The sequence below is a fragment of the Bradyrhizobium sp. LMTR 3 genome, assembly GCF_001693485.1.
Taxonomy (GTDB): domain Bacteria; phylum Pseudomonadota; class Alphaproteobacteria; order Rhizobiales; family Xanthobacteraceae; genus Bradyrhizobium.
Window position 1 is genome coordinate 96,051 of record NZ_MAXC01000005.1, and the last position, 24,394, is coordinate 120,444.

General features: G+C 63.3%; 20 protein-coding genes. 6 read left to right on the forward strand and 14 right to left on the reverse strand.

Annotated elements, in window-relative coordinates; translation table 11 throughout:
- Window positions 1-6: 6 nt before the first annotated feature.
- The 8 genes from LMTR3_RS05780 to LMTR3_RS05815 form a co-directional block, all read right to left on the reverse strand.
- Window positions 7-1,158, reverse strand: a complete 1,152-nt coding sequence (locus LMTR3_RS05780) for a Gfo/Idh/MocA family protein (RefSeq protein WP_065744127.1) — start codon at window positions 1,156-1,158, stop codon at window positions 7-9.
- Window positions 1,155-2,558: an enolase-like domain-containing protein gene (locus tag LMTR3_RS05785; RefSeq protein WP_065744128.1), complete on the reverse strand. Its 1,404-nt coding sequence runs from the start codon at window positions 2,556-2,558 to the stop codon at window positions 1,155-1,157. Before LMTR3_RS05785 ends, LMTR3_RS05780 begins: the two co-directional genes overlap by 4 nt.
- Before the next feature lie 11 nt (window positions 2,559-2,569).
- Window positions 2,570-3,418 carry an ABC transporter ATP-binding protein gene (locus LMTR3_RS05790; protein ID WP_065744129.1) on the reverse strand — a complete coding sequence of 283 codons (849 nt, stop codon included), beginning with the start codon at window positions 3,416-3,418 and terminating at the stop codon, window positions 2,570-2,572.
- Window positions 3,419-3,532: 114 nt separating this feature from the next.
- A complete protein-coding gene (locus tag LMTR3_RS05795; RefSeq protein ID WP_065744176.1) occupies window positions 3,533-4,531 on the reverse strand; it encodes an ABC transporter substrate-binding protein in 999 nt (332 codons plus the stop codon).
- 55 nt (window positions 4,532-4,586) lie between these two features.
- Window positions 4,587-5,396 (reverse strand): ABC transporter permease, encoded by an 810-nt coding sequence (locus LMTR3_RS05800; RefSeq protein ID WP_065744177.1) that lies wholly within the window; start codon window positions 5,394-5,396, stop codon window positions 4,587-4,589.
- Window positions 5,397-5,651: 255 nt separating this feature from the next.
- Window positions 5,652-6,359 carry a TetR/AcrR family transcriptional regulator gene (locus tag LMTR3_RS05805; RefSeq protein WP_176721823.1) on the reverse strand — a complete coding sequence of 236 codons (708 nt, stop codon included), beginning with the start codon at window positions 6,357-6,359 and terminating at the stop codon, window positions 5,652-5,654.
- A 77-nt stretch (window positions 6,360-6,436) separates the two neighbouring features.
- Entirely contained in the window at window positions 6,437-7,321 is an 885-nt protein-coding gene (locus LMTR3_RS05810; RefSeq protein ID WP_065744131.1) for a VOC family protein, read from the reverse strand.
- Complete coding sequence (locus LMTR3_RS05815; RefSeq protein WP_065744178.1) at window positions 7,318-8,577, reverse strand: Glu/Leu/Phe/Val family dehydrogenase; 1,260 nt, start codon at window positions 8,575-8,577, stop codon at window positions 7,318-7,320. Before LMTR3_RS05815 ends, LMTR3_RS05810 begins: the two co-directional genes overlap by 4 nt.
- Window positions 8,578-8,818: 241 nt before the next feature.
- On the opposite strand from LMTR3_RS05815, the gene LMTR3_RS05820 reads away from it, so the two are divergent.
- Window positions 8,819-9,712: a sugar kinase gene (locus LMTR3_RS05820; protein WP_065744132.1), complete on the forward strand. Its 894-nt coding sequence runs from the start codon at window positions 8,819-8,821 to the stop codon at window positions 9,710-9,712.
- Window positions 9,713-9,736: 24 nt separating this feature from the next.
- Window positions 9,737-10,651, forward strand: coding sequence for a ribokinase (gene rbsK, locus LMTR3_RS05825; protein WP_065744133.1), 915 nt, complete (start codon window positions 9,737-9,739; stop codon window positions 10,649-10,651).
- Window positions 10,652-10,763: 112 nt separating this feature from the next.
- Here the strand turns inward: rbsK and LMTR3_RS05830 are convergent, their stop codons facing one another.
- The gene (locus tag LMTR3_RS05830) at window positions 10,764-11,984 is read right to left on the reverse strand and encodes an NAD(P)/FAD-dependent oxidoreductase (protein WP_065744134.1); all 1,221 of its coding nucleotides are present in this window, start codon (window positions 11,982-11,984) and stop codon (window positions 10,764-10,766) included.
- 271 nt (window positions 11,985-12,255) lie between these two features.
- Between LMTR3_RS05830 and LMTR3_RS05835 the strand changes: the two genes are divergently transcribed.
- Window positions 12,256-13,047 (forward strand): enoyl-CoA hydratase/isomerase family protein, encoded by a 792-nt coding sequence (locus LMTR3_RS05835; protein ID WP_176721824.1) that lies wholly within the window; start codon window positions 12,256-12,258, stop codon window positions 13,045-13,047.
- A gap of 75 nt (window positions 13,048-13,122) precedes the next feature.
- On the opposite strand, the gene LMTR3_RS05840 is transcribed toward LMTR3_RS05835, so the two are convergent.
- Window positions 13,123-14,829, reverse strand: coding sequence for an IlvD/Edd family dehydratase (locus LMTR3_RS05840; protein ID WP_065744179.1), 1,707 nt, complete (start codon window positions 14,827-14,829; stop codon window positions 13,123-13,125).
- Window positions 14,830-14,951: 122 nt separating this feature from the next.
- The gene (locus tag LMTR3_RS05845) at window positions 14,952-15,770 is read right to left on the reverse strand and encodes an NAD-dependent epimerase/dehydratase family protein (protein ID WP_065744136.1); all 819 of its coding nucleotides are present in this window, start codon (window positions 15,768-15,770) and stop codon (window positions 14,952-14,954) included.
- Window positions 15,771-15,864: 94 nt separating this feature from the next.
- On the opposite strand from LMTR3_RS05845, the gene LMTR3_RS05850 reads away from it, so the two are divergent.
- A complete protein-coding gene (locus tag LMTR3_RS05850; protein WP_065744137.1) occupies window positions 15,865-16,833 on the forward strand; it encodes an SMP-30/gluconolactonase/LRE family protein in 969 nt (322 codons plus the stop codon).
- A gap of 180 nt (window positions 16,834-17,013) precedes the next feature.
- Here the strand turns inward: LMTR3_RS05850 and bla are convergent, their stop codons facing one another.
- From bla to LMTR3_RS05865, 3 genes are all read right to left on the reverse strand, one after another.
- Window positions 17,014-17,904: a subclass B3 metallo-beta-lactamase gene (gene bla / locus LMTR3_RS05855; RefSeq protein ID WP_065744180.1), complete on the reverse strand. Its 891-nt coding sequence runs from the start codon at window positions 17,902-17,904 to the stop codon at window positions 17,014-17,016.
- Between the two features lie 146 nt (window positions 17,905-18,050).
- Window positions 18,051-19,481, reverse strand: a complete 1,431-nt coding sequence (locus LMTR3_RS05860) for an aldehyde dehydrogenase family protein (RefSeq protein ID WP_065744138.1) — start codon at window positions 19,479-19,481, stop codon at window positions 18,051-18,053.
- 284 nt (window positions 19,482-19,765) lie between these two features.
- Window positions 19,766-22,132, reverse strand: a complete 2,367-nt coding sequence (locus LMTR3_RS05865) for a thiamine pyrophosphate-binding protein (RefSeq protein WP_065744181.1) — start codon at window positions 22,130-22,132, stop codon at window positions 19,766-19,768.
- Between the two features lie 137 nt (window positions 22,133-22,269).
- Here LMTR3_RS05865 and LMTR3_RS05870 point away from each other — a divergent pair, with 137 nt between their 5' ends.
- Both LMTR3_RS05870 and LMTR3_RS05875 read left to right on the forward strand, forming a co-directional pair.
- Complete coding sequence (locus LMTR3_RS05870) at window positions 22,270-22,731, forward strand: Lrp/AsnC family transcriptional regulator (protein ID WP_057844495.1); 462 nt, start codon at window positions 22,270-22,272, stop codon at window positions 22,729-22,731.
- 762 nt (window positions 22,732-23,493) lie between these two features.
- Complete coding sequence (locus tag LMTR3_RS05875) at window positions 23,494-24,387, forward strand: LysR family transcriptional regulator (protein ID WP_065744182.1); 894 nt, start codon at window positions 23,494-23,496, stop codon at window positions 24,385-24,387.
- Window positions 24,388-24,394: the final 7 nt, after the last annotated feature.

Sequence of the window (24,394 nt, forward strand, 5' to 3'; positions counted from 1 at the left end):
GCCTCCTCACACCTTGATCGGGGCAACGTCGATCCAGCGCCGCTCGCGCCAGCTCTGCAGCGCGCATTCGGCGAGTTGCACGCCCTTGGCGCCTTCCAGCAGCGTGTATTTGTAGGGCGCGTCCTCGCAGACGTGGCGGATGAACATCTCCCACTGCTCCTTGAAGCCGTTGTCGTAGACAACGTTGTCGGGAACCTTCTGCCAATCGGCATAGAAATCATGGGTGCGCTTCTCGTCCGGATTCCACACCGGCCGCGGCGTCGCCTGGCGCGCCTGGATCACGCAGTCGGTCAGGCCTGCCACCGCGGAGCCGTGCGTGCCGTCGACCTGGAAGGTCACGAGGTCGTCGCGGTAGACGCGCGTCACCCAGCTCATGTTGATATGCGCGATCACGCCGCCCTTGAGGCGGAACGTGGCATAGGCGGAATCATCGGCGGTCGCCGTGTACTTCTTGCCCTTTTCGTCGAAACGCTCGGGGATGTCGGTCGTGCCGAGGCAGGAGATGCTCTCGACCTCGCCGAAGAGATTGTCGAGCACGTAGCGCCAGTGGCAGACCATGTCGAGGATGATGCCGCCGCCGTCCTCGCTGCGATAATTCCATGACGGCCGCTGCGCCTCCTGCCAGCCGCCCTCGAACACCCAGTAGCCGAACTCGCCGCGCACCGAGAGCATGCGGCCGAAGAACCCGGAATCGCGCAGGAAGGCGAGCTTCTTCAAGCCCGGCAGGAACAGCTTGTCCTGCACCGTGCCGTGCTTGACGCCCCTGGTCTTGGCGAGCTTCAGCACCTGGATCGCCTCCTCCAGGTTGGTCGCGATCGGCTTTTCGCAATAGACGTGCTTGCCGGCCTCGATCGCCTTGGTCAGCAGCGAGGGGCGCGCCTGCGTAGTGGCGGCGTCGAAGAAGATCGTATCGCTCTTGTCGGCCAGCGCCTTCTCGAGATCGGTGGACCAGCGCTCCACATTGAAGCGCTTGGCGAGCCGTTCCACCTTGTCCGCATCGCGGGCGATCAGGATCGGATCGGGCAGCATGCGGTCGCCGTTCGACAGCAGCACGCCGCCCTGGTCGCGGATCGCGATGATGGAGCGGATCAGATGCTGGTTCAGCCCCATGCGGCCGGTCACGCCGTTCATGATCAGGCCGAGGCGTTTGGTCGTCATACTGCTTTCTCCAAAGGAATTCTGGCTGTGGGCTGCGCGAGCGGCGACATCGCGGACCAGTCCGGATGCGTGGCCGTGGCGAAGCCAGGTGTGGTCAGCGATCTCGTCAGGAGATCGCCGTCATGGATCGCGAGACGAATTTTATTGCCGTCGCGGACGTAGAGATCGGGATGGCCCGCGAGAAACGCCTTCGCCTCCGCGGCCGGCGTGTCGCCAAAACCGTCGACGTAATGGTGGCCGTTGCGCTCGGCGTGGGTGACGCCGATCAGTGCACCAAGCGCGAGGTCCTGCTGCACGGCAAGGCCCGCCTGGCAGGTGAGGTCCTCACCGGAGATGAAGCATTTTTCGCCGGCGTCGCTCCATTTGGCCGCGCGCGTAGCATTGATGATGGCCTTGTAGATCCCCTTGCAGGATTTCGACGAGATGCCGCTATAGCCGAGCGCCCGCGCCACCGGGAAGGCGTCGTAGGAATCGTCGGCCTCGTCGACGATGAAATCGCGCCGCGCCAACGCGCCGAGCGGCGATTGGCGCGTAATATCGCGCGGCATCGGCTGCTCGATATAGAGGAGCTTTTGCGCGATCGGCCGCAGCGCGGCGTCGCGGTCGAGCCGCTCGACAAGCGCATTCAATGCAGCGAGGTCGGCGTACTGTTCATTGGCATCGAGCGTGACGCGGTAATCGTACGACAGCGTCGCCAGTTCATTGCCGATCCGGATCAGCCGATCGGCATCGTGCGCGGGGTCGCCGTTTAGCTTGAGCTTGAAGTAGCGCGCGCCGGCGTTTTCTCTGATGTCGGCAACGCCGCCCTCGCCTTCGACCTTGTCGTCCATGCCGACCGTATGCCGGATCGCGACGCGCTCCAGCCGCTTGCGGGCTGCGAGAAAGCGCGACACGTCATCATCGCCGAGATCGCGCGACAGGCGTGCATCCACGCCTGCGATGTTGTCGGCCATGCCGTCGAAGAAGCTGGTTGCCGTGCAACGCAGCAGCGCGTCGAGAATCGCCTTGTCGATTTCGGCCGGCCCGTAGGCCGCCGCCAGCGGCGGAATGTCTTCTCGCGCGCAGGCTTCAATCTGCGCGCCGATGCAGGCCGCATGCAGGCCGAACGCAGTCTCGAAGCCGGAATACGCCAGGTAGATGCCGCGCGCGATCAGAAGCGAGCGCCGCAGCTCCTCGACTGTCTGCTCTGGCGCGAGATGCGGCCGCTTGTCGAACCATTTTGGAACCAGGAACTCGGCGCTCGCGCCGGCAGCCCTGCCCTTGCCTTCGACTTCGATCTCGACGCGCACAAAGGCCTGCGGCGTCGCATTGATGACGACCGCGCCGAACCGGAACGGCCGGGCGAAGGTGACCGGACGTTCAAAGAAGGAGATGTCTCGTACGGCCAGGCGTAACGGCATCGAGCCAGCTTTCAGTCCAGCGCGCTTTGGGTGAAGAAGTGCTTGCGAATCCGCTGCACCAATTCGGTGAAGGCGGGATCGGCCATCGCGTCGAGCGAGCGCGGGCGCGGCAGCGGCACGTCGTAGATCGCAGCGATCGCGCCGGGCCGCTCGGTCATGACAAGCACGCGATCGGCCAGGAACACGGCTTCCGGAATTGAGTGCGTGATCAGCAGGACGGTCTTGCCGGTTTCGCGCTGGATGCGCATGAGCTCGACGTTCATCTTCTCGCGCGTCATGGCATCGAGGGCGCCGAACGGCTCGTCCATCAGCATAATCTTGGGATCGTGCACCAGCGCGCGGCAGATCGAGGCGCGTTGCTGCATGCCGCCGGACAATTGCCAGGGCAATTTCTTCTCAAAGCCCTCGAGGCCGACCATCTTCAACAGCGCTTTCGCCCGCGGCAGATATTCGTCGCGCGGCAATTTCTTCATGTCGATCGGCAACATCACGTTGGAGAGGATGTTGCGCCAGGGCAGCAGCAACGCGTTCTGGAACACGATGCCGACATTGCCGTGCGGTTTTGTAACTTGCTCGCCTTCGACCAGAATCTCCCCCGTCGACGGCGCGAGCAGCCCGGAGATCATCTTCAACAGCGTGGACTTGCCGCAGCCGGACGGGCCGACCACGACAAAGAACTCGCCCTCGTTGATGTGGAAATCCAGCGGCCGCAGCGACGGCACGTCGCCGTCCCGCGAACGATAGGTTTTTGAGACGCCTGACAGCGTGATCCCGGACGCAGCGCCGCTGGCGCGATCGGATACCAGACGCAGATGCGCGGCTGGTTGGTCGATCTCGGTTGGTTTGGTCGCAGGATTCATTTAGCTCATTCCGTTGTCGAGATGCCCGTCATTCCGGGATGGTCCGAAGGACCAGACCCGGAATCTCGAGATTCCGGGTTCGATGCTGCGCATCGCCCCGGAATGACGGCTTATTTACGAACCGCCCTGCGGCAGGTAGTCGTTGGTATAAAACGCCTTCGGATTGTCCTTGGCCTTGGCATCCAACCCGCCATATTCGACCATCAGATTGACCGTGTCAGTCATGTTCTGGTCGGTCACCTGGAACGGCCGCTTGTTCTTGGTTTCAGCCGTGCGGTACAGCGGGATCGTCAGCTCAAAACCCTTCGTCAGCGTCTCGATCTTGCCGCCTTTCGGGTTGGCATCCAGGATCGACTGCGCCGCGCCCTTCGGATCCTTCTCGGCGGCTTCGACCGCTTTCGTCGTCGCCGACATGAAGCGCTTGACGAGATCGGCATTGGCCTTGACGAAATCGGTGTTGGCGACGACGCCCGAGCAGACCATGTTGATGCCGTAGTCGGCGAACTTGATCGCGTTGACGTCCTTACCCGTCGCGTCCTTGATCTTCATCGACTGGTCCATGACATAGCCGAGCAACAGGTCAGCCTGGCCGTTGATGACGGCGTTGAGCTTGGTCTGGCCGTCGCCGGCCACCGTCTGGAAGTCGCTTTCCTTCAGGCCGGTCTTCTTCAAAAACAGCGGCCAGATCTGTGTCATCGAGTCCGCAGGCGTGATCGCCACCGTCTTGCCCTTGATGTCCTCGGGCTTCTTGATGTTCTTTTCGACAAAGCCCATCGCCGACATCGGACTGGTCTGCAGCAGCACGCCGGTGGCCACGATCGGGGCACCCTTCACGGCCGCGCGCATCATGGTGGGCACGTCGACATAGCCGAAATTGGCGGTCTTGGCCGCAACGGCCTGCGTGGTCGCCGCCGAGCCGCGGCCTTCCTGGATCTCGAGGTCGATGCCCTCGGCGGCGTAAATGCCCTTGGCCTTGCCGTAATAGAACGGCGCGTGCTCGCCATAGACGTACCAGTTCAGCATTAGCACGACCTTGTCGGCGGCCGATGCCGGAAGCACCGAAAGCGCGGTCCAGATCAGGGCGGCGGAGATCGCCGTTATCACTCGTATCATGGTCATCCTCCCGTTTGGTGATGCAGCCCTTGGATAGGCCGCCTGTTGGTTTGGCTTAGGAAGCAAAAATGATGTCCTCGCGCTGGCTGACATGCCAGGGAATCACGAGGCGCTCGATCCGATCGACGACCCAGAACAGGACGACGCCGAGCAGCGCCAGGATCACCAGCGCCGCAAACATCGTCGGCAGGTCGAAGGTGCCGATCGAGCGCTGCATCACGTAGCCGATGCCGGAATTGGAGCCGACGAACTCGCCGACGACAGCACCGACGACGGCAAGCGTCACCGAGACCTTCAGGCCGGAAAAAATCGCCGGCATCGCGTGCGGCAGGTTGACGGCGCGAAACACCTGAAAACGGCTTCCCTGCATCGCGCGGGCGAGATCGACCATGTCGGGATCGACCGACTTAAAGCCCTGCACGGCCGACACCACGACGGGGAAAAACCCGAGCAGGAACGCCGAGATCACCTTTGGGATGATGCCGAAGCCAAACCACACCACGAACAGCGGCGCGATCGCGATCTTCGGCACAGATTGGGAGAACACCAGCAGCGGATAGACATAGCTCTCCACCGTCTTCGATCCGGCAATCAGCATCGCGACGGGAATGCCGAACAGCGCCGACAGCGCAAAGCCACAGATCGTGGCGTAAGTGGTGGGCCAGGCCTGCCGCAGCAGTTCCGGCCAATCCGTCCGCAGCACCGCCACGACATCGCCCGGCGCCGGGATCTGGTAGGCCGGAATCTGGAACAGGCGGATGGTGAGGTCCCACATCACCACGATGAACAGCAGGAACAAGAACGGCCGCACCCACGCCGCGTTCAGCGCTTTCGACACGCCACTCTCGCGCTTCAGCTCGGCCACGTCCCGCTCCCTGGTCATCGTCTTATGGACGGGAAATTAACCCGTTGGATAAATACTGGCAAGCGGGTTTGGTGTGACAATTTGTGACTTTCGGAGCCGAATTTGGCGGCTCGCAACCCGGATAATTCCCGTCGCCCCTGCGAACGCAGGGGCCCATAACCACAAGTGGGTGTTTTGCGACGGCTGGGGCCACCACACGGTGCAACAACTGGAAGCGGTGGTTATGGGTTCCTGCGAGAACGCAGGAACGACGGCTCACACCGGCTGATGCGCTGGCGGCCGGACGCCCTGCCCCACGGTCTTGCCGAAATCCGCGGTCGATTTCCCCGTCAGCGCCGCCAGCACCAGCGCCACCATATGGGCGAGGCGCTCGTCCCTCGCCTCCTTCTTCAGGAGGTCGCGACCGAAGATCACGGAAAGCGTCGCGCTGTTGGAAAGATAGAAGAAGCACAGCGCGGCGATCGAAATATAGAGCTGGACGGGATCGACGGCGACGCGGAAATCGCCGCTTTCGACGCCGCGCGTCACCACAGTGCGGATCATCTCGACAAACGGCGAATGCATCGACTTCACTTTGGTCGAGCGCTTCAGATGGCGCGCTTTTGCAAGGTTCTCGGTGTTGAGCAGCGCCAAAAACTCTGGGTTGCGGAGGAAATAATTCCAGGTGAAATCGATCAGCCGTTCGATCGCCTCGGGCGGATCGAGATGTTCGAGATCGAGCCCGCGCTCCTCGGAGCGGATCTTCTCATAGGCGCCTTCGAGCACCGCGAGGTAGAGGTCTTCCTTGTTGCCGACATGGTAGTACAGCATGCGCTTGTTGGCGCCGGCATTGGCCGCGATGCGGTCGACGCGCGCGCCGGCCAGGCCATGGGCGGCGAATTCCTGCTTGGCGGCCTCGAGAATGCGAAGCCGCATCCCCTCGGGGTCGCGCTGCCATTTCTGAACGCGTTTTGCCTTTGCCAAATCAGTTGCCCGTTGGTCGCATCGGCAAGCTGTAGCATGCAGGGAAGCGTTTGAGAATGAAGGTTGTTCACCTCCCCTCACGCGTCCTTCCCCGCCGACGGCTGTACCAGCAGCGTGGGCACGCCGCATGTGCCGTTCCGTACCGTCATCACCCGCGTTCCCGGCTTGCGGCCGGTGCGGACTTCCGAGACGTCGACGCCGGCCTGGACCAGCCGCGCATGGGTGGCGTCGATGTCGGTGACGCGCCAGCACAGGCCGCGAAGCTTGTCTTGAAGGTTGTCTTGAAATTTGTCTCGAAGTTTGTCCTGCGACGTATCCGTCTCCTTGCCCGGCCGGTGCGTGACCTCGACGACGAGGTCGCCGCAGCGGAAGAACATCAGCCGACCCCAATCGGGGTGCGAGCGGTCGAGCGCCATGTCGAGGCCGAGCCGCGCACCGTAGAGCGCTGCGGCCCGTTCCGGGTCCGACGTCGAGACCACGACATGGTCCAGCGCCGTGATCGATCCGGGCGTGGTTCGCACCGACAGCGGGCGCTCCTTGTCGCGCTCGAGGAAAAACATGCGGACGCCGCGCGTGGCCTCCGTTGCCGCGCGCGTGCGCTTCCACGACAGCACGGCACCCGAGATCGCGTCGCGGCTTTCGACGTCGGCGATCACGTCCGGCTTCAGCGTCAGCCGGTCGAGCCTGCGATGCATTTTGGCGATGTCGCTGGTACGGTAGCAGATGCTTGCGAGCCCCTCGCCTTGCGCGGCAAGAACGCTGCGAAGCCGGTCGGCGTTGGCGCCCTCGCCGCTCGGCGCCATCAATTCCAGCGTGGTGTTGTCGAGCGTGAACAGGACGCGGTCGGCGCCGTCCCCGCTGTTCTGCCAGGCCGGTGCGCGGGCAAACAAGGTCTGGTAAGCGGCGGAGGCTGCGTTGATGTCGCCGGTGAGAACGACGACGTGATCGAGGCCGGTGATCACGGAAAAAGTCCCCGCACGTTTTTGGCGGCGCGCACCTTCTCGACGCCGATCGCCATCGCCGCCGTGCGGTGCGGGATCTTGTCCGTCTTCGCTCGCTGCAGCATGTGGTCGAAAGCGCGATCGAGGATCGCGTATTCGCGCCGCGTCACTTCCTCTTCCTCCCAGAACAATTGCTGCAGGTCCTGCACCCATTCGAAGTAGCTGACGACGACGCCGCCGGAATTGCAGAGAATGTCGGGAATCAGGAACACTTCGCTTTGGCGCTTTTCCAGCACCAGATCGGCCTCCGGCGTGGTCGGGCCGTTGGCGCCCTCGGCCAGCACGCGGCACTTGAGGTTTTCGGCGCCCCTGGCATCGATCACCCGCTCCATCGCCGCCGGCACCAGTACGTCGCAGGGCAGCGTGAGGATTTGCTCGGGATCGAAAGTCAACTCGTTGGAGAACCCGGCGATACTTCCATGCGCGCCCGCATGTCGCATCAGCGCCGGAATATCCAGCCCCTTCGGATCGTGCAGCGCGCCGGTGTGATCGCTGACCGCGATGATCTTCAGGCCATACTGTTGTAGTTCCAGCGCGGCGTAGGAGCCGACATTGCCAAAGCCCTGGATCACGGCGGTCGCGCTGCCCGGATTGATCGATAGCTCCTTGAGCACCCGCTTGGCGAGATAGGCGACGCCGCGCCCGGTGGCTTCGCGACGGCCGAGCGTGCCGCCCGACGATACCGGCTTGCCGGTCACGATCTCGGTCACGGTTTGGCCTTGGTACATCGAATAGGTGTCCATGAACCAGGCCATCACCTGTTCGTTGGTGCCCATGTCCGGCGCCATCACGTCGGTATGCGGACCGACGAACGGGATCATCTCCTGCATGTAGCGCCGCGACAGCCCTTCCAATTCGCGCTTGGAAATCGTGGAGAGATCGACGTTGACGCCGCCCTTGGCGCCGCCATATGGCAGCCCGACGAGCGCGCATTTCCAGCTCATCCAGATGGCGAGCGCCGCGACCTCGCCGATGTCGACAGAGGGTGCAAACCGCGTGCCGCCTTTGGTCGGACCGAGGGTGAGGTGGTGCTGGACACGATAGCCTTCGAATACTGCGACCGTGCCGTCGTCGCGGTGGATCGGGCAAGAGACAGTAACCGCCCGCTTCGGCATCAGGATACGATCGCGCTCATCCATCGGAATTTCCAGATGGTTGGCGATGACGCCAAACTGATTAACCGCCATGTCGAACACGGGACCGGAATAAACCGTCATCATTTCCTCCACTTTTGTCGCACCGCTGGGGAAACCCGGGCAGCCGTCAGCCGTTATACGACGGTATGCCCCAGCCCCCCTTAAGGACGGTCGCAGTCTCCTCTATACTCCCATCTCAAGCAGCAAAGACGGCACGGTTGCGAATAATTTCAGCGAATGCATCCGATAACCAGTGCTAATGTGTGTGCGCCGCGCCGGGACCATCTTTGCCCAACACTCTGCAGGATATGACGGAAAACGCATGCAGGCCCTCTTCATCGGACAGACCTATATCGACGTTACCTTCATCACCGACCACATGCCGACCGGCGACGAAAAACACGTGGCCTCCGCCTATGCGGTGTCGTTTGGCGGCAACGCCGTGACGGCGGCGTTCTGCTGCGCCAAGCTCGGAATCGTGCCGGACCTGATCTCGACCATGGCCAACGACTGGCTCGGCCGCATGTTTCAGGACATGGCCGCGAAATATGGAATCTCTATCCATCCGCGCAAGGTCAACTCCTCGTCGCTGTCGTTCATCATGCCGAAAGACGGCAAACGCGCCATCGTACGCTGCCGCGACGACGAGCACATTCATCCCTTCCCGATGCTGAACCTGAAGGGCTGCCGCGCGCTGCATGTCGACGGCCATCAGCCGGACGCTGCGATCCATTATGCCAAACTCTGCCGCGAGGACGGCATTCTGACATCGCTCGACGGCGGCGGCCTGCGCACCAACACCCATGAGCTGCTGGAATTCATCGATGTCGCCATCGTGGCCGAACGGCTGTGCGAACAGATGGACAAGACGCCGGAGGCCATGCTGGATTATCTGAAGAGCCGCGGATGCCGGATCGGCGGCGTCACCATGGGCGAGAAGGGCCTGCTCTGGTATGACGAGACCGGCGCCGTCCGCCGCCTTCCCGCGCTTCCGGTTACGCCCGAACGCGTTATCGATACCAACGGCGCAGGCGACGTCTTCCACGGCGCCTACGTCTATTCCTATCTCGCCAATCCCGCTAAAAGCTGGCAGGAGCATTTCGAGCTTGCGCGCGCCGCCTCGACCTTCAAGGTCCAGCGTCTCGGCAATGAGGCCGGCCTGCCGACGATCGCCGACATCGAGGCGATCACGCGGGAGTTTCAGGTCAGCGCCTGAGCAAGCGAACGGGGGTTAGTACGCGTGGGGCGCGTGTTCGTCGCCGGCAGCATCAACATGGATGTGGTGGCGACGGCCGACCGACATCCGAAGGTCGGCGAGACCGTCGCAGGCCGAGCGGTGCATTATTTTCCAGGCGGCAAGGGCGCCAACCAGGCCGTGGCCGCCGCAAAGCTCGGCGCACCGTCAACGCTGATCGGCCGGCTGGGCGCGGATGCGTTCGGCCAGCAGTTGCGGCAGTTTCTCACCGCCCAAGGCGTCGACCTCGCTTTGGTCAAGGACACCGCGGATGTCCATACCGGAACGGCCGTGATCACCATCGCCGACGCCGACAACACCATCGTCGTCGTACCCGGCGCCAATGCGCTGGTCAGTACCGGGGATGTCACAGCCCCCGTGCTTGCCAAAGGCGACGTTGCCGTGAGTCAGTTTGAAATTCCGCAAGCCACGATCATCGCCTTCTTCAAACGGGCACGCGCGGCCGGCGCGACCACCATCCTCAATCCGGCGCCGGCGACCGTCTGCGGCCCCGAGCTGCTCGACCTCGTCGATATCCTTGTTCTCAACGAAACCGAGCTCGGGCTTCTCGCCCAGACCGATCTTCGCGACACCGACGACCCCATCCGTTTCGCCGAAGCGGCGCGGTGCCTGCCAGCGGGCTCCGAGAAAATCGTCTGCGTTACACTCGGCAAGCGCGGCGTGCTCGCGCTTGTCGGCGGCGAACCCTCGCTGATCGCGGGACGGGCCGTAAAGGCCGTGGACACCACCGGCGCCGGCGATTGCTTCGTCGGCGCCCTCGCCGCACAGCTTGCCAACGGCAAGGCAATCCGCGACGCGCTTGAATATGCCAATGCCGCCGCATCGATCTGCGTGCAGCGAATGGGCGCCGCGCCGTCGATGCCGACGGCAGCGGAGGTACCGGCGGTTTTACGTACGTAGCCTGACTTCGTAGGGTGGCAAAGGCGCGACAGCGCCGTGCCCACCATCCATCCAGGATCTCGCAAGGATGGTGGGCACGCTTGCGCTTTGCCCACCCTACAAAGCCGCAAGTTTAAGTCAGCGCACTCTTCAGGTCGAAGCTCGCGTCGGCAGCCTGCTCGGGCGTGATCGAGCCATGGACGGCAAGCAGGCGCCGTCCGAACATGTGATCGCCCGCGCGATTGACGGATTCGATGCCGACGAGTTGCCCGCCCCTGTAGCAAAAAGCCGAGAATGCCGCCTTGGCTTGATCGCCGCGCACCACCACGCGGTCGTAGCCGGTGGTTAGTCCCGCGATCTGGAGCTTGTCGGGCCCCTGATCGCTCCAGAACCAGGGCAGGCCGTCATACGGCTTGGCATCGCCGGTCAGCCGGGCCGCGACACAGCGCGCGTGGTCGGTGGCGTTCTGCACTGACTCCAGCCGCAGCGAGCCACCGAAACGCGGGCTCGCAAACAGCGCGCAATCGCCGATCGCCGAGATATTGGGATCGGCGGTCAGCAGGTGCTCATCGACGATGATGCCCGACGCGACCGGAAGGCCGGCGTCCGCCGCCAGTTCCACATTCGGCAACACGCCAACGCCGACCACAATCAGGTCGGCTTTCATGTGCCGGCCATCGCTGAGGCTGACGCCGATCACCTTGTGGCCGTCGCTCTCGATGCTGGTCACCTGCACGCCCAGATGAATACGAATGCCCGCCGCGGTATGGCGCGACTGGAAAAACTCCGAGATCTCCGCCGTCACCGCGCGCGCCATCACGCGCGTGCCGAGTTCGACGACGTCGACTTCGAGGCCCTTGGCCCGCGCCGTCGCCGCGAACTCCAGCCCGATAAATCCGGCGCCGATGACGACGACGCGCTGGCCTTCGGTGATGTAGTCGCGCAGCGACTGGCTTTCGTCGAGCGTGCGCAAATAACGCACGCTGTCGAGATTGGCGTTGGGAATGTCGAGCAGGCGGTTGCGCGCGCCGGTCGCCAGCACCAGATGGCCGTAGTCAAGCGAAGCGCCGGAGGCGAGCGCCACCTTGCAGGCGGCGCGGTCGATCGACACCGCGCGATCGGAGATCAGGTCGACCTTCTGGTCGAGATAGAATTTTTCCGGCCGGAACATCAGGCTGTCGGGCCCGCCGGTTCCTTTCAGATAGGCCTTGGACAGCGGCGGCCGCTGGTAGGGCAGATGGCCTTCATCGTTCAACAACACGATGCGTTCCGAAAAGCCGTGCTGGCGCAGCGAGGCCGCAAGCTGATAGCCGGCGTGGCCCGCGCCGATAATGACAACCGCTCCTGCCGTCATAGGGACATCCTACGTTCGAGCGCACGGGAATGACCCATGTCGTTTCCTCTCCGGTGATTTTGGCTTGCCTGCCTCGTCCCTTGGGAGCGGCGCTCGTGTCCGTCCCGAACGATGACGGGCGCTATCTGACCTCATGGAACGACGGGACGCAAGGGCATCTGCGGCCCTGAGGGCGGCGTTTGCCGCATTTTGCGGGCCTGGCCGGGGATTGTCACCTCTTGCCTTCTCTATTTAAATGTCCCGCCCGTCCGCGCGCCCCCGAGGCCTTGCCATGTCGACTTCCGATGATACCGCCGCCCCTGCCCTGCTGAGGATCGAGGGCCCGATCGCCACGATCACGCTCAATCGCCCCGCGGCCTTCAACTCGATCAATCTGTCGATCGCGCAAAAGCTCGAGCAGCTCGGCGCGGAGGTCGAAGGCAATGACGACATAAGGGTGCTGGTGATCGAGGGCGAAGGCCGCGCCTTCTCGGCCGGCGGCGACCTGCAGACCATCGGCGCCGCCGCCGCGAACGATACGATCGCGCCCGTGGTCGGGGAGCTGTTGAAGCACTACCATGCCTTCATCGAAGCGGTGCGGCGGATGCCCAAGATCGTGCTGTCGAGCGTCCACGGGTCCGCTGCCGGTGCTGGCATGGGCCTGGCATTCGTCACCGACCTCTGCATCGCAGCCGATGACGCCCGTTTCACGCCAGCCTATGCCAAGATCGGCGTCTCGCCGGATGGCGGCAGCACGGTCGGCATGGTCGGCACCGTCGGCACCCGCCGCGCCCTGCAGATCTTTCTGGCCGAAGACAGTTTTACCGCGCAGCAGGCCTATGAGTGGGGCCTGGTCGCCCGCGTCGTTCCGGCGGCGGAGTTGAAAGCCGAAACGCGCAAATTCGCCGAGCGGCTGGCGCAGAACCCGCACGCCGCAATCGCCGGCACCAAGTCGCTAATCTATCAGGCCGCGGTTACGCCGACGAAGCAGCAGCTCGATGCCGAGGAAGCGAAGATCATCGATGCCATGCAAACGGATGAATTTCGTGTCGCGGTGAAGAAGTTCACCAGCAAGTCGAAGTGATCATTTGGCGTGTACAGCGCCTCACTTTCGCTGTCATCCCTGCGAACGCAGGGACGACATCGTGGCTTCGAAAAGCTAGTCCTTCCCCTGCCCGCGCATGAAGTCGAAATCGCAGCCCTCGTCGGCCTGCAGGATCGTCTCGTTGAACAGATGCGCGTAGCCGCGCTTGGCCCAGTCGGGCGTCACGGCCGGTGCCAGCGCCGCGCGTCGCTTTTCCAGCTCCGCCTCGTCGACGAGCAGGTCGATGCTACGCTTGGCGACGTCGAGCCGGATCATGTCGCCATTCTTCACCAGCGCCAGCGGCCCGCCCACGGCCGACTCCGGCGTGATGTGCAACACGATGGTGCCGAACGCCGTTCCGCTCATACGCGCGTCTGATATCCGCACCATGTCCTTGGTGCCGCCACGCGCAAGCTTCTTCGGGATCGGCAGATAGCCCGCTTCCGGCATGCCCGGCGCGCCCTTGGGGCCGGCGTTGCGCAGAACCAGCACGTCGTCAGCGTTGACGTCGAGATCCGGGTCGTCGACCCGCAGCGTCATGTCTTCGACCGATTCGAATACCACGGCGCGCCCGGTGTGCTGCAGCAGTTTTGGGCTCGCCGCCGATTGCTTGATGACGGCGCCACGCGGCGCGAGGTTGCCATGCAGGACGGCCATTGCGCCTTCGGCCTTGATCGGATTGTCGCGCGGACGGATGGCGTCCTGTCCCGGAACATCTTCCGCGCCAGCGACAACATCGCGCAGCGTCTGACCAGTGATGGTCTTGGCGTCGAGATCGATGAGATCGCCAAGTTGCGCCATCAACTTCGGCACGCCGCCGGCATGATGGAAATGCTCCATGTAATGCTCGCCCGACGGTTTCAGATCGACGAGCACCGGCACCTCGCGGCCGAGCCTGTCGAATGTCTCGAGGTCGATCTTGTGCGGCGAGCGATGGGCGATCGCGGTGAGATGGATCAGACCATTGGTCGAGCCGCCGATCGCCTGCATCACGACCTGCGCGTTGCGGAACGATGCCGACGTCAGAATCTCGCTCGGCCTCGGTCCCTTGGCTTTCGCCATTTCAGCCGCGACCCTGCCGCTGGCCTCGGCCGAGCGAAAACGTTCGGCATGCGGCGCCGGGATCGTCGCGCTCATTGGCAGCGACAGCCCGAGTGCCTCGGTGATGCACGCCATGGTGCTGGCGGTGCCCATCACCATGCAAGTGCCGACCGACGGCGCCAGCCGGCCGTTGACGGCTTCGATCTCGTTGTCATCGATCTCGCCTGCGCGATATTTCGCCCAGAGCCGGCGGCAATCGGTACAGGCGCCGAGCACCTCGCCCCTGTGATGCCCGACCACCATCGGGCCCACCGGAATGACGACGGTCGGCAGATCGGCCGAGACCGCGGCCATGATCTGCGCCGGCAACGTCTTGTCGCATCCCCCGATCACCACAACGGCGTCCATCGGCTGCGCGCGGATCATCTCCTCGGTGTCCATCGCCATCAGATTGCGCAAGTACATCGAGGTCGGATAGGCAAAGCTCTCGGCGATCGAAATCGTCGGGAACACCATCGGCATCGCACCCGACAGCATCACGCCGCGCTTCACCGCTTCGATGATTTGCGGAACGTTGCCGTGGCAGGGATTGTAGTCGCTGTAAGTATTGGTGATGCCGACGATCGGCCTGTTCAGCGCATCATCCGAGTAGCCCATGGCCTTGATGAAGGCCTTGCGCAGGAATAGCGAGAAGCCAGCATCGCCATAACTCGTCAGTCCCTTGCGAAGTCCGTCGGCCATCTTCTTATTCCCTTTTTCGAGGCCTTGGCTTCCAGGCATCTGGTAAGCCCCGGCCACGATATGATCGTCAGTATGGTTTCCGGGCCCGCGCCGCAAGGGTGCATGACCCGGAATTCGATACCTCACTTCCAGTCGATGATCCGGCTCTCGTCGCCGTCGAACTCCATGCTGCAGAACGTGCCGCCCTGGTAGTAATCGCCGACCGGATCCGGCTTCAGCTTGGCCTGCTCGGCTATCGCGTGCTCGCGGAAATCCTCGGCCCGGCCGGTCGGCCGATAGCCGAGCTCGTAGGCGCGATGGTTGTCCCACCAGGCGCGCTCGTTGTAGGAGGCGCCGTAGAAGATTTCGAAGTGAATGTCGGGGTGGTCGAGCCCGATGCGGCAGAGCTGCACCAGGTCCTCCGGCTTCAGCCAGATTGACAGGCGGCGGTGATCCAGCGGCATCTCGCCGAAATTGCCGATCCGGATACAGGTGACGCCAAGCCCGTGCTTGTCGGCATAGAGCCCGCCCACGGCCTCGCCGAACACCTTGCTGACGCCGTAGCGGCTGTCGGGCCGCGCGGTGACGTCGGTGCCGATCCGGTGATGTCGCGGATAGAAGCCGACCGCATGGTTCGACGAGGCGAACACTACGCGCTTGACGCCTTTTTTCCGCGCCGCTTCGAACAGATTGTAGCCGCCGATAATGTTGGATTGCAGGATCGAATCCCACGGACCTTCGACCGAATAGCCACCGAAATGCAGGATGCCGTCGATGCCTTCGCAGATCGCCTCGACCTGCGCCAGATCAGCGAGATCGGCCGGCTTGAACTTCTCGTCCTTGCCGAGATCGGCCGGCGGCTTCAAGTCGCTCAGCAACAGGTCCGGATAGATCGGCGGCAACAGCTTGCGCAAGGATGTGCCGATCCCGCCGGCCGCGCCGGTCATCAATATGCGTGGCATTTGTTTCCTCTTGGTCTCGCGATCGATTTGCGGTCATTAGCAGGTAATGATAGCTAACCCAAACGCTCTGGGAACGCACCAACGAGAACAGCAAATGTCCGATGCAGCATCGCATTCAGCCGGCTGGAGCCCGGCCACCTATTACCCCGATCCGGCTATCCGTGCGCTCGATCCGCGCTTCGAAAAATACTGGCTCAAGCTGTCGGCGGTGGAGCGGCTGACCACAGGATTGCGCTGGGCCGAAGGGCCGGTGTGGTTCGGCGACGGGCGGTATCTGCTCTGCAGCGACATTCCGAACCAGCGTATCATCAAGTGGGAGGAGGAGACCGGCGCGGTCAGCATCTTCCGCAAGCCGTCGGATTTCGCCAACGGCAACACCCGCGACCGGCAGGGACGCCTGGTAACCTGCGAGCACGGCGGGCGGCGGGTGACGCGCACCGAATATGACGGATCGATCACGGTGCTGATCGATTCCTTCGACGGCAAGCGGCTGAACTCTCCGAACGATGTCGTCGTGAAGTCCGACGGCTCGATCTGGTTCACCGATCCGGTGTTCGGCCTCCTCGGCAACTATGAGGGCTACAAGGCCGAACCCGAGATCGACGCCAATGTCTATCGGCTTGATACCGCGACCGGCGAAGCCACCATCGTCGCAGAAGGCGTGCTGGGACCGAACGGGCTCGCTTTCTCGCCGGATGAAAAAATCCTCTATATCATCGAGTCCCGCGGCGTACCCAACCGCAAGATCCTCGCTTATGACGTCTCGCCTTCCGGCGACAAGCTTTCCAACAAGCGCGTGTTTGTCGATGCAGGACCAGGCACGCCGGACGGTTTCCGAATAGACATCGACGGCAATCTATGGTGCGGCTGGGGCATGGGCGATCCCGAGCTCGACGGCGTCGTGGTGTTCGCGCCCGACGGTGTCATGATCGGTCGCATTGCGCTGCCCGAGCGCTGCGCCAATCTCTGCTTCGGCGGCTTGAAGCGCAACCGACTGTTCATGGCCGCAAGCCAGTCGATCTACGCGCTCTATGTGAACACGCAGGGCGCACCGGGGGGATAGCTCCCCGCACACACAACTGTCGTCCCTGCGGACGCAGGGACCCATAACCACAGGATCGAGTTGTTGAAGCAGGTTGGAGCACCAGCCTTCGCAAAACGACTTCCTGTGGTTATGGGTCCCGGATCGGCGCTCGCTACGCTCGCTTGTCCGGGACGACAGGATGGTCAGAGACTCGCCCGCTCAGCCCTTCTTTTCCTGCGCGGCGGCGGTTTGCTTGGCAAGCGCGTCTTCGAACGCCTTCTCCAGTGTCGCCGCATAGGTGTTGAACTCGCCGGGGCTGACGAACGGATTGGGTCCACCTTCGGCGAGCTTGGCGCGCTTCTCCGCCATCTTGTACATTTCCGGATGCGGCGCGAGCAGCACATCCGGCTTGATATCCTTTGCCCGCGCGAACGTCTTCCGGTAATCGGTAACGATTCCGGAATAGGTCGGATTGCCGGCGAGGCGGTTCAGCGCCACCGTGCCGCTGCAGAAGATGAGGACCGAGCGCGTGGCATCGCCGTCCTTTACCGAGAATGCCCAGCTCGTGCAGCCCGGCGAGTGGCCGGGGGTTTCGCGGGCGGTCAGCGTGACGTCACCGATCTTGACCGTGTCGCCTTCGCGAACCGTGCGATCGACCTTCACGGGCGGAAACGCGAGCGAGGTGTCTTCCCGCGCGCCCGGATAGTAGCCGCCTTCGAGCAGCGGTTTGTCGGCTTCGCCGGCGACCATCTGGCCGCCGCTGGCCTGCTTCATTTCGGCGAGGCCGCCGGTGTGATCGATGTGCGCGTGGGTATTGAGCAGATATTTGACGTCGGTGATCTTGAATCCGAGTTTCTCGATGTTCGCTTTGATCTGCGCCGTTGACTCCGGCATCACCGTATCGACCAGGATATGGCCCTGCGGCGACGTAATCAGATAGGACGCAAGGCCGTCGGTTCCGACATAATAGACGTTGCCGATCATCTTGAACGGCTCCGCCGGCGTGTTCCACTTTACCCTGAGGGCCGCGAGCAGATCCTTCGGCGTTTGCGCGTCCGCGGCGGCGGTCAGCGACATCAGCGCGACGAGTGCAACGGCAATTTTCTTCACGGGCATCCTCCACACTTTTCTTGTAGATTGTCGCTGTATCGGCGCGCATTGACGGTGGCTTCAGCCTGACGACGATTCTGGTCAAAAAAATGCCGGCCGCGGTTCCGCAGCCGGCATCTTCACGAACGGCGCGAGTGCCGCATCAATTACGCCGCGTTGTAGCCGGCGACCGCCTTGACCTCGAGATATTCCTCGAGGCCGTACTTGCCCCATTCGCGGCCGTTGCCGGACTGTTTGTAGCCGCCGAACGGCGCGGTGCGGTCGTTCGGCACGCCCTGCAGGTTGACGTTGCCGGCGCGGATCTGGCGAGCGACGCGACGCGCGCTTTCTACCGTATCGCCGGAGACATAACCGGCGAGACCATAGGGCGTGTCGTTGGCGATGCGCACCGCATCGGCTTCATCCTTGGCGCCGATGATCGTCAGCACCGGTCCGAAGATTTCTTCGCGGGCGATCGTCATCTCGTTGGTGACGTCGGCGAAGATGGTCGGGCGGACATAGAAGCCCTTGTTGACGCCCTCGGGGAGACCGGGACCGCCGGCAACCAGGGTTGCGCCTTCGTCGATGCCCTTCTTGATCAGCGCCTGGATCTTGTCCCACTGGCCGCGATTGACCACGGGGCCGATGGTGGTGCCCTCGGCACGCGGATCGCCTGCCTTGGTCTTGTCGGCGACACCCTTGGCGATGGCGGCGACTTCCTTCATCTTCGACAGCGGCACGATCATCCGCGATGGCGCGTTGCACGACTGTCCGGAGTTGTTGAACATGTGCATCACGCCGCCGGTGACGGCCTTGGTGAGGTCGGCGCCTTCGAGGATGACGTTCGGCGACTTGCCGCCGAGTTCCTGGCTGACGCGCTTCACGGTGGGCGCAGCGCGCTTGGCGACGTCGACGCCGGCTCGGGTCGAGCCCGTGAACGAGATCATGTCGATGTCCGGATGCTCGGCCATCGCGGCGCCGACTTCGGGGCCGAGACCGTTGAGCAGGTTGAACACGCCCTTCGGCACGCCGGCTTCATGGAGGATTTCGGCGAAGATCAGGGCCGAGGTCGGCGTGAATTCCGAAGGTTTCAGGATCATGGTGCAGCCGGCGGCGAGCGCGGGCGCGACCTTGCAGGCAATCTGGTTGAGCGGCCAGTTCCACGGCGTGATCATGCCGACGACGCCGACCGGCTCGCGCACGACCACGGCCGAAGGAAGCGTCTCCTCGAAGTGATAGTTCTTCAGCACTTCGAGCGTGGAGGCGATGTGGCCGAGGCCGGCGCCGGCCTGCAGCCGTTCGGCCATCGGCAGCGGTGCGCCCATCTCGTCGGACACGGCGGCGCCGATCTCCTTCATGCGACCCTTGTAGACCTCGATGATCTTTTCGAAGAGCGCGATGCGCTCTTCGCGGCTGGTCTGCGAATAGGTCACGAAGGCGCGCTTGGCGGCGGCAACGGCCTTGTCGAGGTCGGCCTTGGAGCCGAGCGCAACTTCATACATCGCTTCTTCGGTCGCCGGATTGACGACGGGGGTGGACTTCTTGACGACGGGATCGACCCAGGCGCCATCGATGTAGAATTGCATGCGATTGACCATCGGAAACCTCTTTAATCTCGGAGCAATGGAGGGAGGAACGGAAGCGTTCGGCAGGCATCCTTGCACGAAAGCCACGGCAGTTGAACCCGCCATATGCGGGGTGCCGCAATGCGGCAGGCGCTGGATATAAGGATGGGGAGCGGAGGCAAGCAAGGTGCCTCCATTTACCGTCGTCCCTGCGAACGCAGGGACCCATACGCCGCGGCCTATCTTTGGCCACGCTGGCAGATACTTCCTGACGCAACTACCCCCTGTGGTTATGGGACGACGGTTATAAACGACGGCTACACCGCCATCTTCCGATGCCGCACCGGCGCTCCTACGGTGAGGCTTTCGGCGGCGTCGATGATGGCGTTGGCGTCGATGCCGTAGTGGCGGTAGAGGTCGCCAATCGTGCCGGTCTGGCCGAACTGCTCGACGCCGAGCGCTTCAGTGCGGTGGCCGCGGACGCTGCCGAGCCAGCCGAGCGCGGCCGGGTGGCCGTCGATCACGGTGACGAGGCCGCAATCGCGCGACAGCGGCGCCAGCAGCTTTTCGATATGGCTGAGATGCTGGATGCCACGGCGGTCACGGCGCAAGTTCCGCGCGGCGGACCAACCCGCATGCAGCCGGTCGGCGGAGGTTACCGCCAGTAAACCGACATCGCGGTGGCTTTCGCCGATCAAGCCCACCGCCTCGATCGCCTCGGGGGCGACCGCGCCGGTATAGGCGATCACGATATCGCAATTGGCGCCTGGCTCACGCAGCCAGTAAGCGCCCGCGGTGATGTCGCTCTGCAGGGCCGGAGTCATGATGCGCTGCGGCTGGTCGACCGTGCGGGTCGACAGCCGCAGATAGACTGAACCGCCCTCGCCGTCTTCGCGCTGCATATGGCGGAAGCCCCACCCCATGATCACGGCAAGTTCATCGACGAAGGCCGGCTCGAACGAAGCCAGCCCGTCCTGCGCCATGCCGATCAAGGGCGTCGCGATCGACTGATGCGCGCCGCCTTCCGGCGCCAGCGTGATGCCGGATGGCGTCGCCACCACCATGAAGCGCGCGTCCTGATAACAGGCATAGTTCAGCGCATCGAGGCCGCGCTCGATGAAGGGATCGTACAACGTGCCGACTGGCAGCAGCCGCTCGCCGTTGATCTGATGCGACAGGCCGAGCGCCGACAGCATGATGAACAGATTCATTTCGGCGATGCCGAGCTCGAGGTGCTGCCCCTTCGGCGAGAACTCCCAGGTGTAGGCGGACGGGATCTTCTCCTGCCGGAACAGGTCGTGGTTTTCGGCTTTGGCGAACAGCCCGCGACGGTTGACCCAGGCACCGAGATTGGTCGAGACGGTGACATCAGGCGATGCGGTTACGATGCGCGCGGCCAGTTCGGTATCGCCGCGCGCGAGTTCATTGAGCACCAGCCCAAAACCCTGCTGTGTCGACATCTGCGCCGCCGGCTTGAAGGCAAGCCGCTCGGGCACCTCGATGTCAGGCGCGGTCAGCCGGCGGCGGCCTTCCTGGTTGAAGGGCGCTGCCGCCAAAAATGCTTCGAGTTCGGCCGGCGACTGCGACAGGCCTTCGAACTTGTCCCATTCATGGCCGGGGCGGATGTTCTGCGCGGCGCGCCACTTCTCCATCTGCGCCACCGTCATCAGGCCCGCATGGTTGTCCTTGTGGCCCTGCATCGGCAGGCCGACGCCCTTGATGGTGTAGGCGATGAAGCAGACGGGCCGATCGTCATCGATGGATTCAAACGCCTCGATCATGCTAGCCATGTCGTGGCCGCCGAGATTGGACATCAGCGCCAGCAATTCGTCGTCGCTGCGGCGGTCGATCAGTTGCGAGACCTGCCCCTGATCGCCGATGTCGTCCTGCAAGTGCTTGCGGAACGCTGCGCCGCCCTGGAAGCACAGCGCGGCGTACATCTGGTTCGGGCAATTGTCGATCCAGCGCCGCAAGGCCTCGCCGCCGGGCTCGGCGAATGCCGCCTGCATCAGGCGGCCGTATTTCACGATCACGACCTCCCAGCCGAAATTGCGAAACATCGTCTCGAACTTCGCCCACAGCCCTTCACGGACGACCGCATCGAGGCTCTGGCGGTTGTAATCGACCACCCACCAGGTGTTGCGCAGCGCATGCTTCCAGCCCTCGAGCAGCGCCTCGAAAATATTGCCCTCGTCCATCTCGGCGTCACCGACGAGCGCAATCATCCGCCCCTCGGGGCGCTCCTTCATCCAGCCGTGGGCAGTGACGTAATCCTGCACCAGCGAGGAGAACAGGGTTTGCGCGACGCCGAGACCGACCGAGCCGGTGGAGAAATCGACGTCGTCGGCATCCTTGGTGCGCGACGGATAGGATTGCGCGCCCTTGAAGCCGCGGAAATTTTCCAGCTTGTCGCGGGTCTGGTGGCCGAACAGATACTGGATGACGTGAAACACCGGGCTCGCATGCGGCTTCACCGCGACGCGGTCCTGCGGCCGTAGCACGGAGAAGTACAGCGCCGACATGATGTTGGCGAGCGAGGCGGATGAGGCCTGATGGCCACCGACCTTCAAGCCGTCGACGTTAGGCCTGACGTGATTGGCGTGATGGATGGTCCATGACGACAGCCACAAAACCTTGCGCGCCAGCGCGGTCAGCATTTCCAGGCGTGCGGGCTCGATCGGCATGGCCATGCTCCGGAGGCGTTCAGTATGCGCCGATTTTAGCGGGCGGAGGGCTGCCAAAATTCTCAATTTCCTGCGACATCCCGCCCAATATTGGGATAGTTTCCCACAATCCGCCTCCAAACCCCGAGTTCATCCCAATGCCCTCCCTCGATGCCATCGACCGCAAGATCCTTGCCCTGCTGCAGTCCGACAGCCGCATGACCATGCAGGAGCTTGCCGACAAGGTCGGCCTGTCGGTGTCGCCCTGCCACCGCCGCGTCAAGCTTTTGGAAGAACGCGGCGTCATCACCCGCTACATCGCGACCGTCGACCAGAAATCGTTGGGGCTCCATGTCAGCGTCTTCATCTCGATCAAGCTGGCGCGGCAGAAGGAGGAAGACCTCAACCGGTTTGCCAAGGCGATCTCGAAATGGGACGAGGTGCTGGAGTGCTATCTGATGACGGGCAATCGCGATTACCTCCTGCGCGTCGTGGCGGCCGACCTCTCCTCCTATGAAGCGTTCCTGAAGACCAAGCTGACGCGGCTCGACGGCATCGCTTCGATCGAGTCGAGTTTTGCGTTGAGCCAGGTGAAGTATTCGATCGCGCTGCCGGTGTGACATCGCTCGCGCGCAATGACGATGGAGGCGACGCACACTCGACTGTCATCCCCGCCAACGGGTCGCGCGAATGCGCGCCCGATGACAGGCTCCGGCGGGGATCCAGTACGCCGCGGCTTCTCGGTTCTATCATCGATGTCTCTGGAATACTGGATCCCCCGCTTTCGCGGGGGATGACGACTGAATATGAGGCAACGTTCTCGCGACACACTGTGTCCGAGCTTTGCTCTCAGCTTCCCGCCCTCCTCATTCAGAGGGCGCAGGGAAGACCGGGTGCTTGCTGCACCCGCGGTCTCGTGTGCCATTGCGCATAAAGAACACGCACACGAGCATACAGGTACAGCGGGAGCATCCCGGCCTTCCCTGCGCAATGGCTTTACGGCTTACTTCGTGCTCTTCCCGGAGAACGGCTCTTTTGCCTCCGTCGCTGCGCAAACAGTTTCACGCAGCTTAGCGCCAGCACCGCGGCGCCCGAACCACACGACTTCGCCGTACGCTTCCTGCGCCTACGTCTTGCGCATTCCGCGTCCATCGCATCTCACCGCACGTTCGTGACGATCGCGAGCGCCCCTCAATGGGTGAGACGGGCGGAAATATGCGGCTGATTTGCCTCTCGCGTGAAGCGGAATATTTTCGATTCCCGGGCTTGACACGATTTCTGAAAATCAGAAGTGATTTGCCTGCCTCCGCCGCCGACCTTGCAATTACTGGATGTTCGATCCACCTTCCCAAGGGGCGGTATATCAGACGCGGCATATCGAATTGGAACGGTTGGACGATCTCGAAGCCTTCCTGGCGGTCATCGAGAAGGGCAGCCAGGCGGCGGCTTCACGTCATCTTCGGCGACCGTTGCAATCCCTCAACCGGTCCCTGATGGCGCTGGAGCGCGCGCTCGGCGTCGAGCTCGTCAAACGCACTACGCGACGGTCGGAGCCAACCGAGGCCGGGCGGGTGTTTTACGAACGCATCAAGCCGGCGGTTGCAGAAATCATCGAGGCGCGGGCCGAGGCAGCCAACCTGCGCGGCGAAATTCTGGGACCGTTGAAAATCGGCGCGCCCATTCTGTTTGCGTCATCCTACGTGGCGCCGATCGTCAGCCGCTTTCTAAAGCTCTATCCGAACGTGGATGTCGAGCTTCGCGCCTCCGACGAGCAGGTCGATCTCGTTGCTGATGGCCTCGATATTGCCGTGCGGATCGGCGACTCCGCCGATGAATCCCTGATCGCCCGCCGCTTGCACACGCTGCGCGTGGTCATCGTTGGCGCGCCGTCTTATTTCGCCGAACATGGCCGGCCGCAGCACCCAGGCGATCTCGAGCGGCACGCCTGCATCCTGCGGGCCGGCGCCGAGGTGATCGACAAATGGCCGTTTCGGATCGACGGCCGGCTGCAGTCGATCAGGGTGCACGGCCGCTTTCGTTCGAACAGCGCCGCTTCGATCCGGGCTGCCGCGCGCGAAGGCACCGGCCTCGCCCGGCTGCCGCTGTGGCAGATCAGCGATCTCGTCGCGCAGGGCGCGCTCGCGATCGTGCTGCCGGAATTTGAAGCCGAGGGAATGCAGATTCAGTTGGTCTGGCCGCCGACACGGGCGCCGCTGGCGCGCGTCCGGCGGTTCGTGGATTTTCTGGCGAGCAGCCTGAAGACCGATCTGCTTTAGCTTAGCA

What these genes read in the sequence shown, in the direction of transcription:
- LMTR3_RS05795 (WP_065744176.1), bottom strand. Translation starts at nt 4,531, where the DNA reads ATGATACGAGTGATAACGGCGATCTCCGCCGCCCTGATCTGGACCGCG.
- LMTR3_RS05820 (WP_065744132.1), top strand. Translation starts at nt 8,819, where the DNA reads ATGCAGGCCCTCTTCATCGGACAGACCTATATCGACGTTACCTTCATC.
- LMTR3_RS05870 (WP_057844495.1), top strand. Translation starts at nt 22,270, where the DNA reads ATGCCCTCCCTCGATGCCATCGACCGCAAGATCCTTGCCCTGCTGCAG.
- LMTR3_RS05790 (WP_065744129.1), bottom strand. Translation starts at nt 3,418, where the DNA reads ATGAATCCTGCGACCAAACCAACCGAGATCGACCAACCAGCCGCGCAT.
- LMTR3_RS05860 (WP_065744138.1), bottom strand. Translation starts at nt 19,481, where the DNA reads ATGGTCAATCGCATGCAATTCTACATCGATGGCGCCTGGGTCGATCCC.
- LMTR3_RS05835 (WP_176721824.1), top strand. Translation starts at nt 12,256, where the DNA reads ATGTCGACTTCCGATGATACCGCCGCCCCTGCCCTGCTGAGGATCGAG.
- LMTR3_RS05815 (WP_065744178.1), bottom strand. Translation starts at nt 8,577, where the DNA reads ATGACGGTTTATTCCGGTCCCGTGTTCGACATGGCGGTTAATCAGTTT.
- LMTR3_RS05865 (WP_065744181.1), bottom strand. Translation starts at nt 22,132, where the DNA reads ATGCCGATCGAGCCCGCACGCCTGGAAATGCTGACCGCGCTGGCGCGC.
- LMTR3_RS05830 (WP_065744134.1), bottom strand. Translation starts at nt 11,984, where the DNA reads ATGACGGCAGGAGCGGTTGTCATTATCGGCGCGGGCCACGCCGGCTAT.
- LMTR3_RS05840 (WP_065744179.1), bottom strand. Translation starts at nt 14,829, where the DNA reads ATGGCCGACGGACTTCGCAAGGGACTGACGAGTTATGGCGATGCTGGC.
- LMTR3_RS05845 (WP_065744136.1), bottom strand. Translation starts at nt 15,770, where the DNA reads ATGCCACGCATATTGATGACCGGCGCGGCCGGCGGGATCGGCACATCC.
- LMTR3_RS05785 (WP_065744128.1), bottom strand. Translation starts at nt 2,558, where the DNA reads ATGCCGTTACGCCTGGCCGTACGAGACATCTCCTTCTTTGAACGTCCG.
- LMTR3_RS05780 (WP_065744127.1), bottom strand. Translation starts at nt 1,158, where the DNA reads ATGACGACCAAACGCCTCGGCCTGATCATGAACGGCGTGACCGGCCGC.
- LMTR3_RS05850 (WP_065744137.1), top strand. Translation starts at nt 15,865, where the DNA reads ATGTCCGATGCAGCATCGCATTCAGCCGGCTGGAGCCCGGCCACCTAT.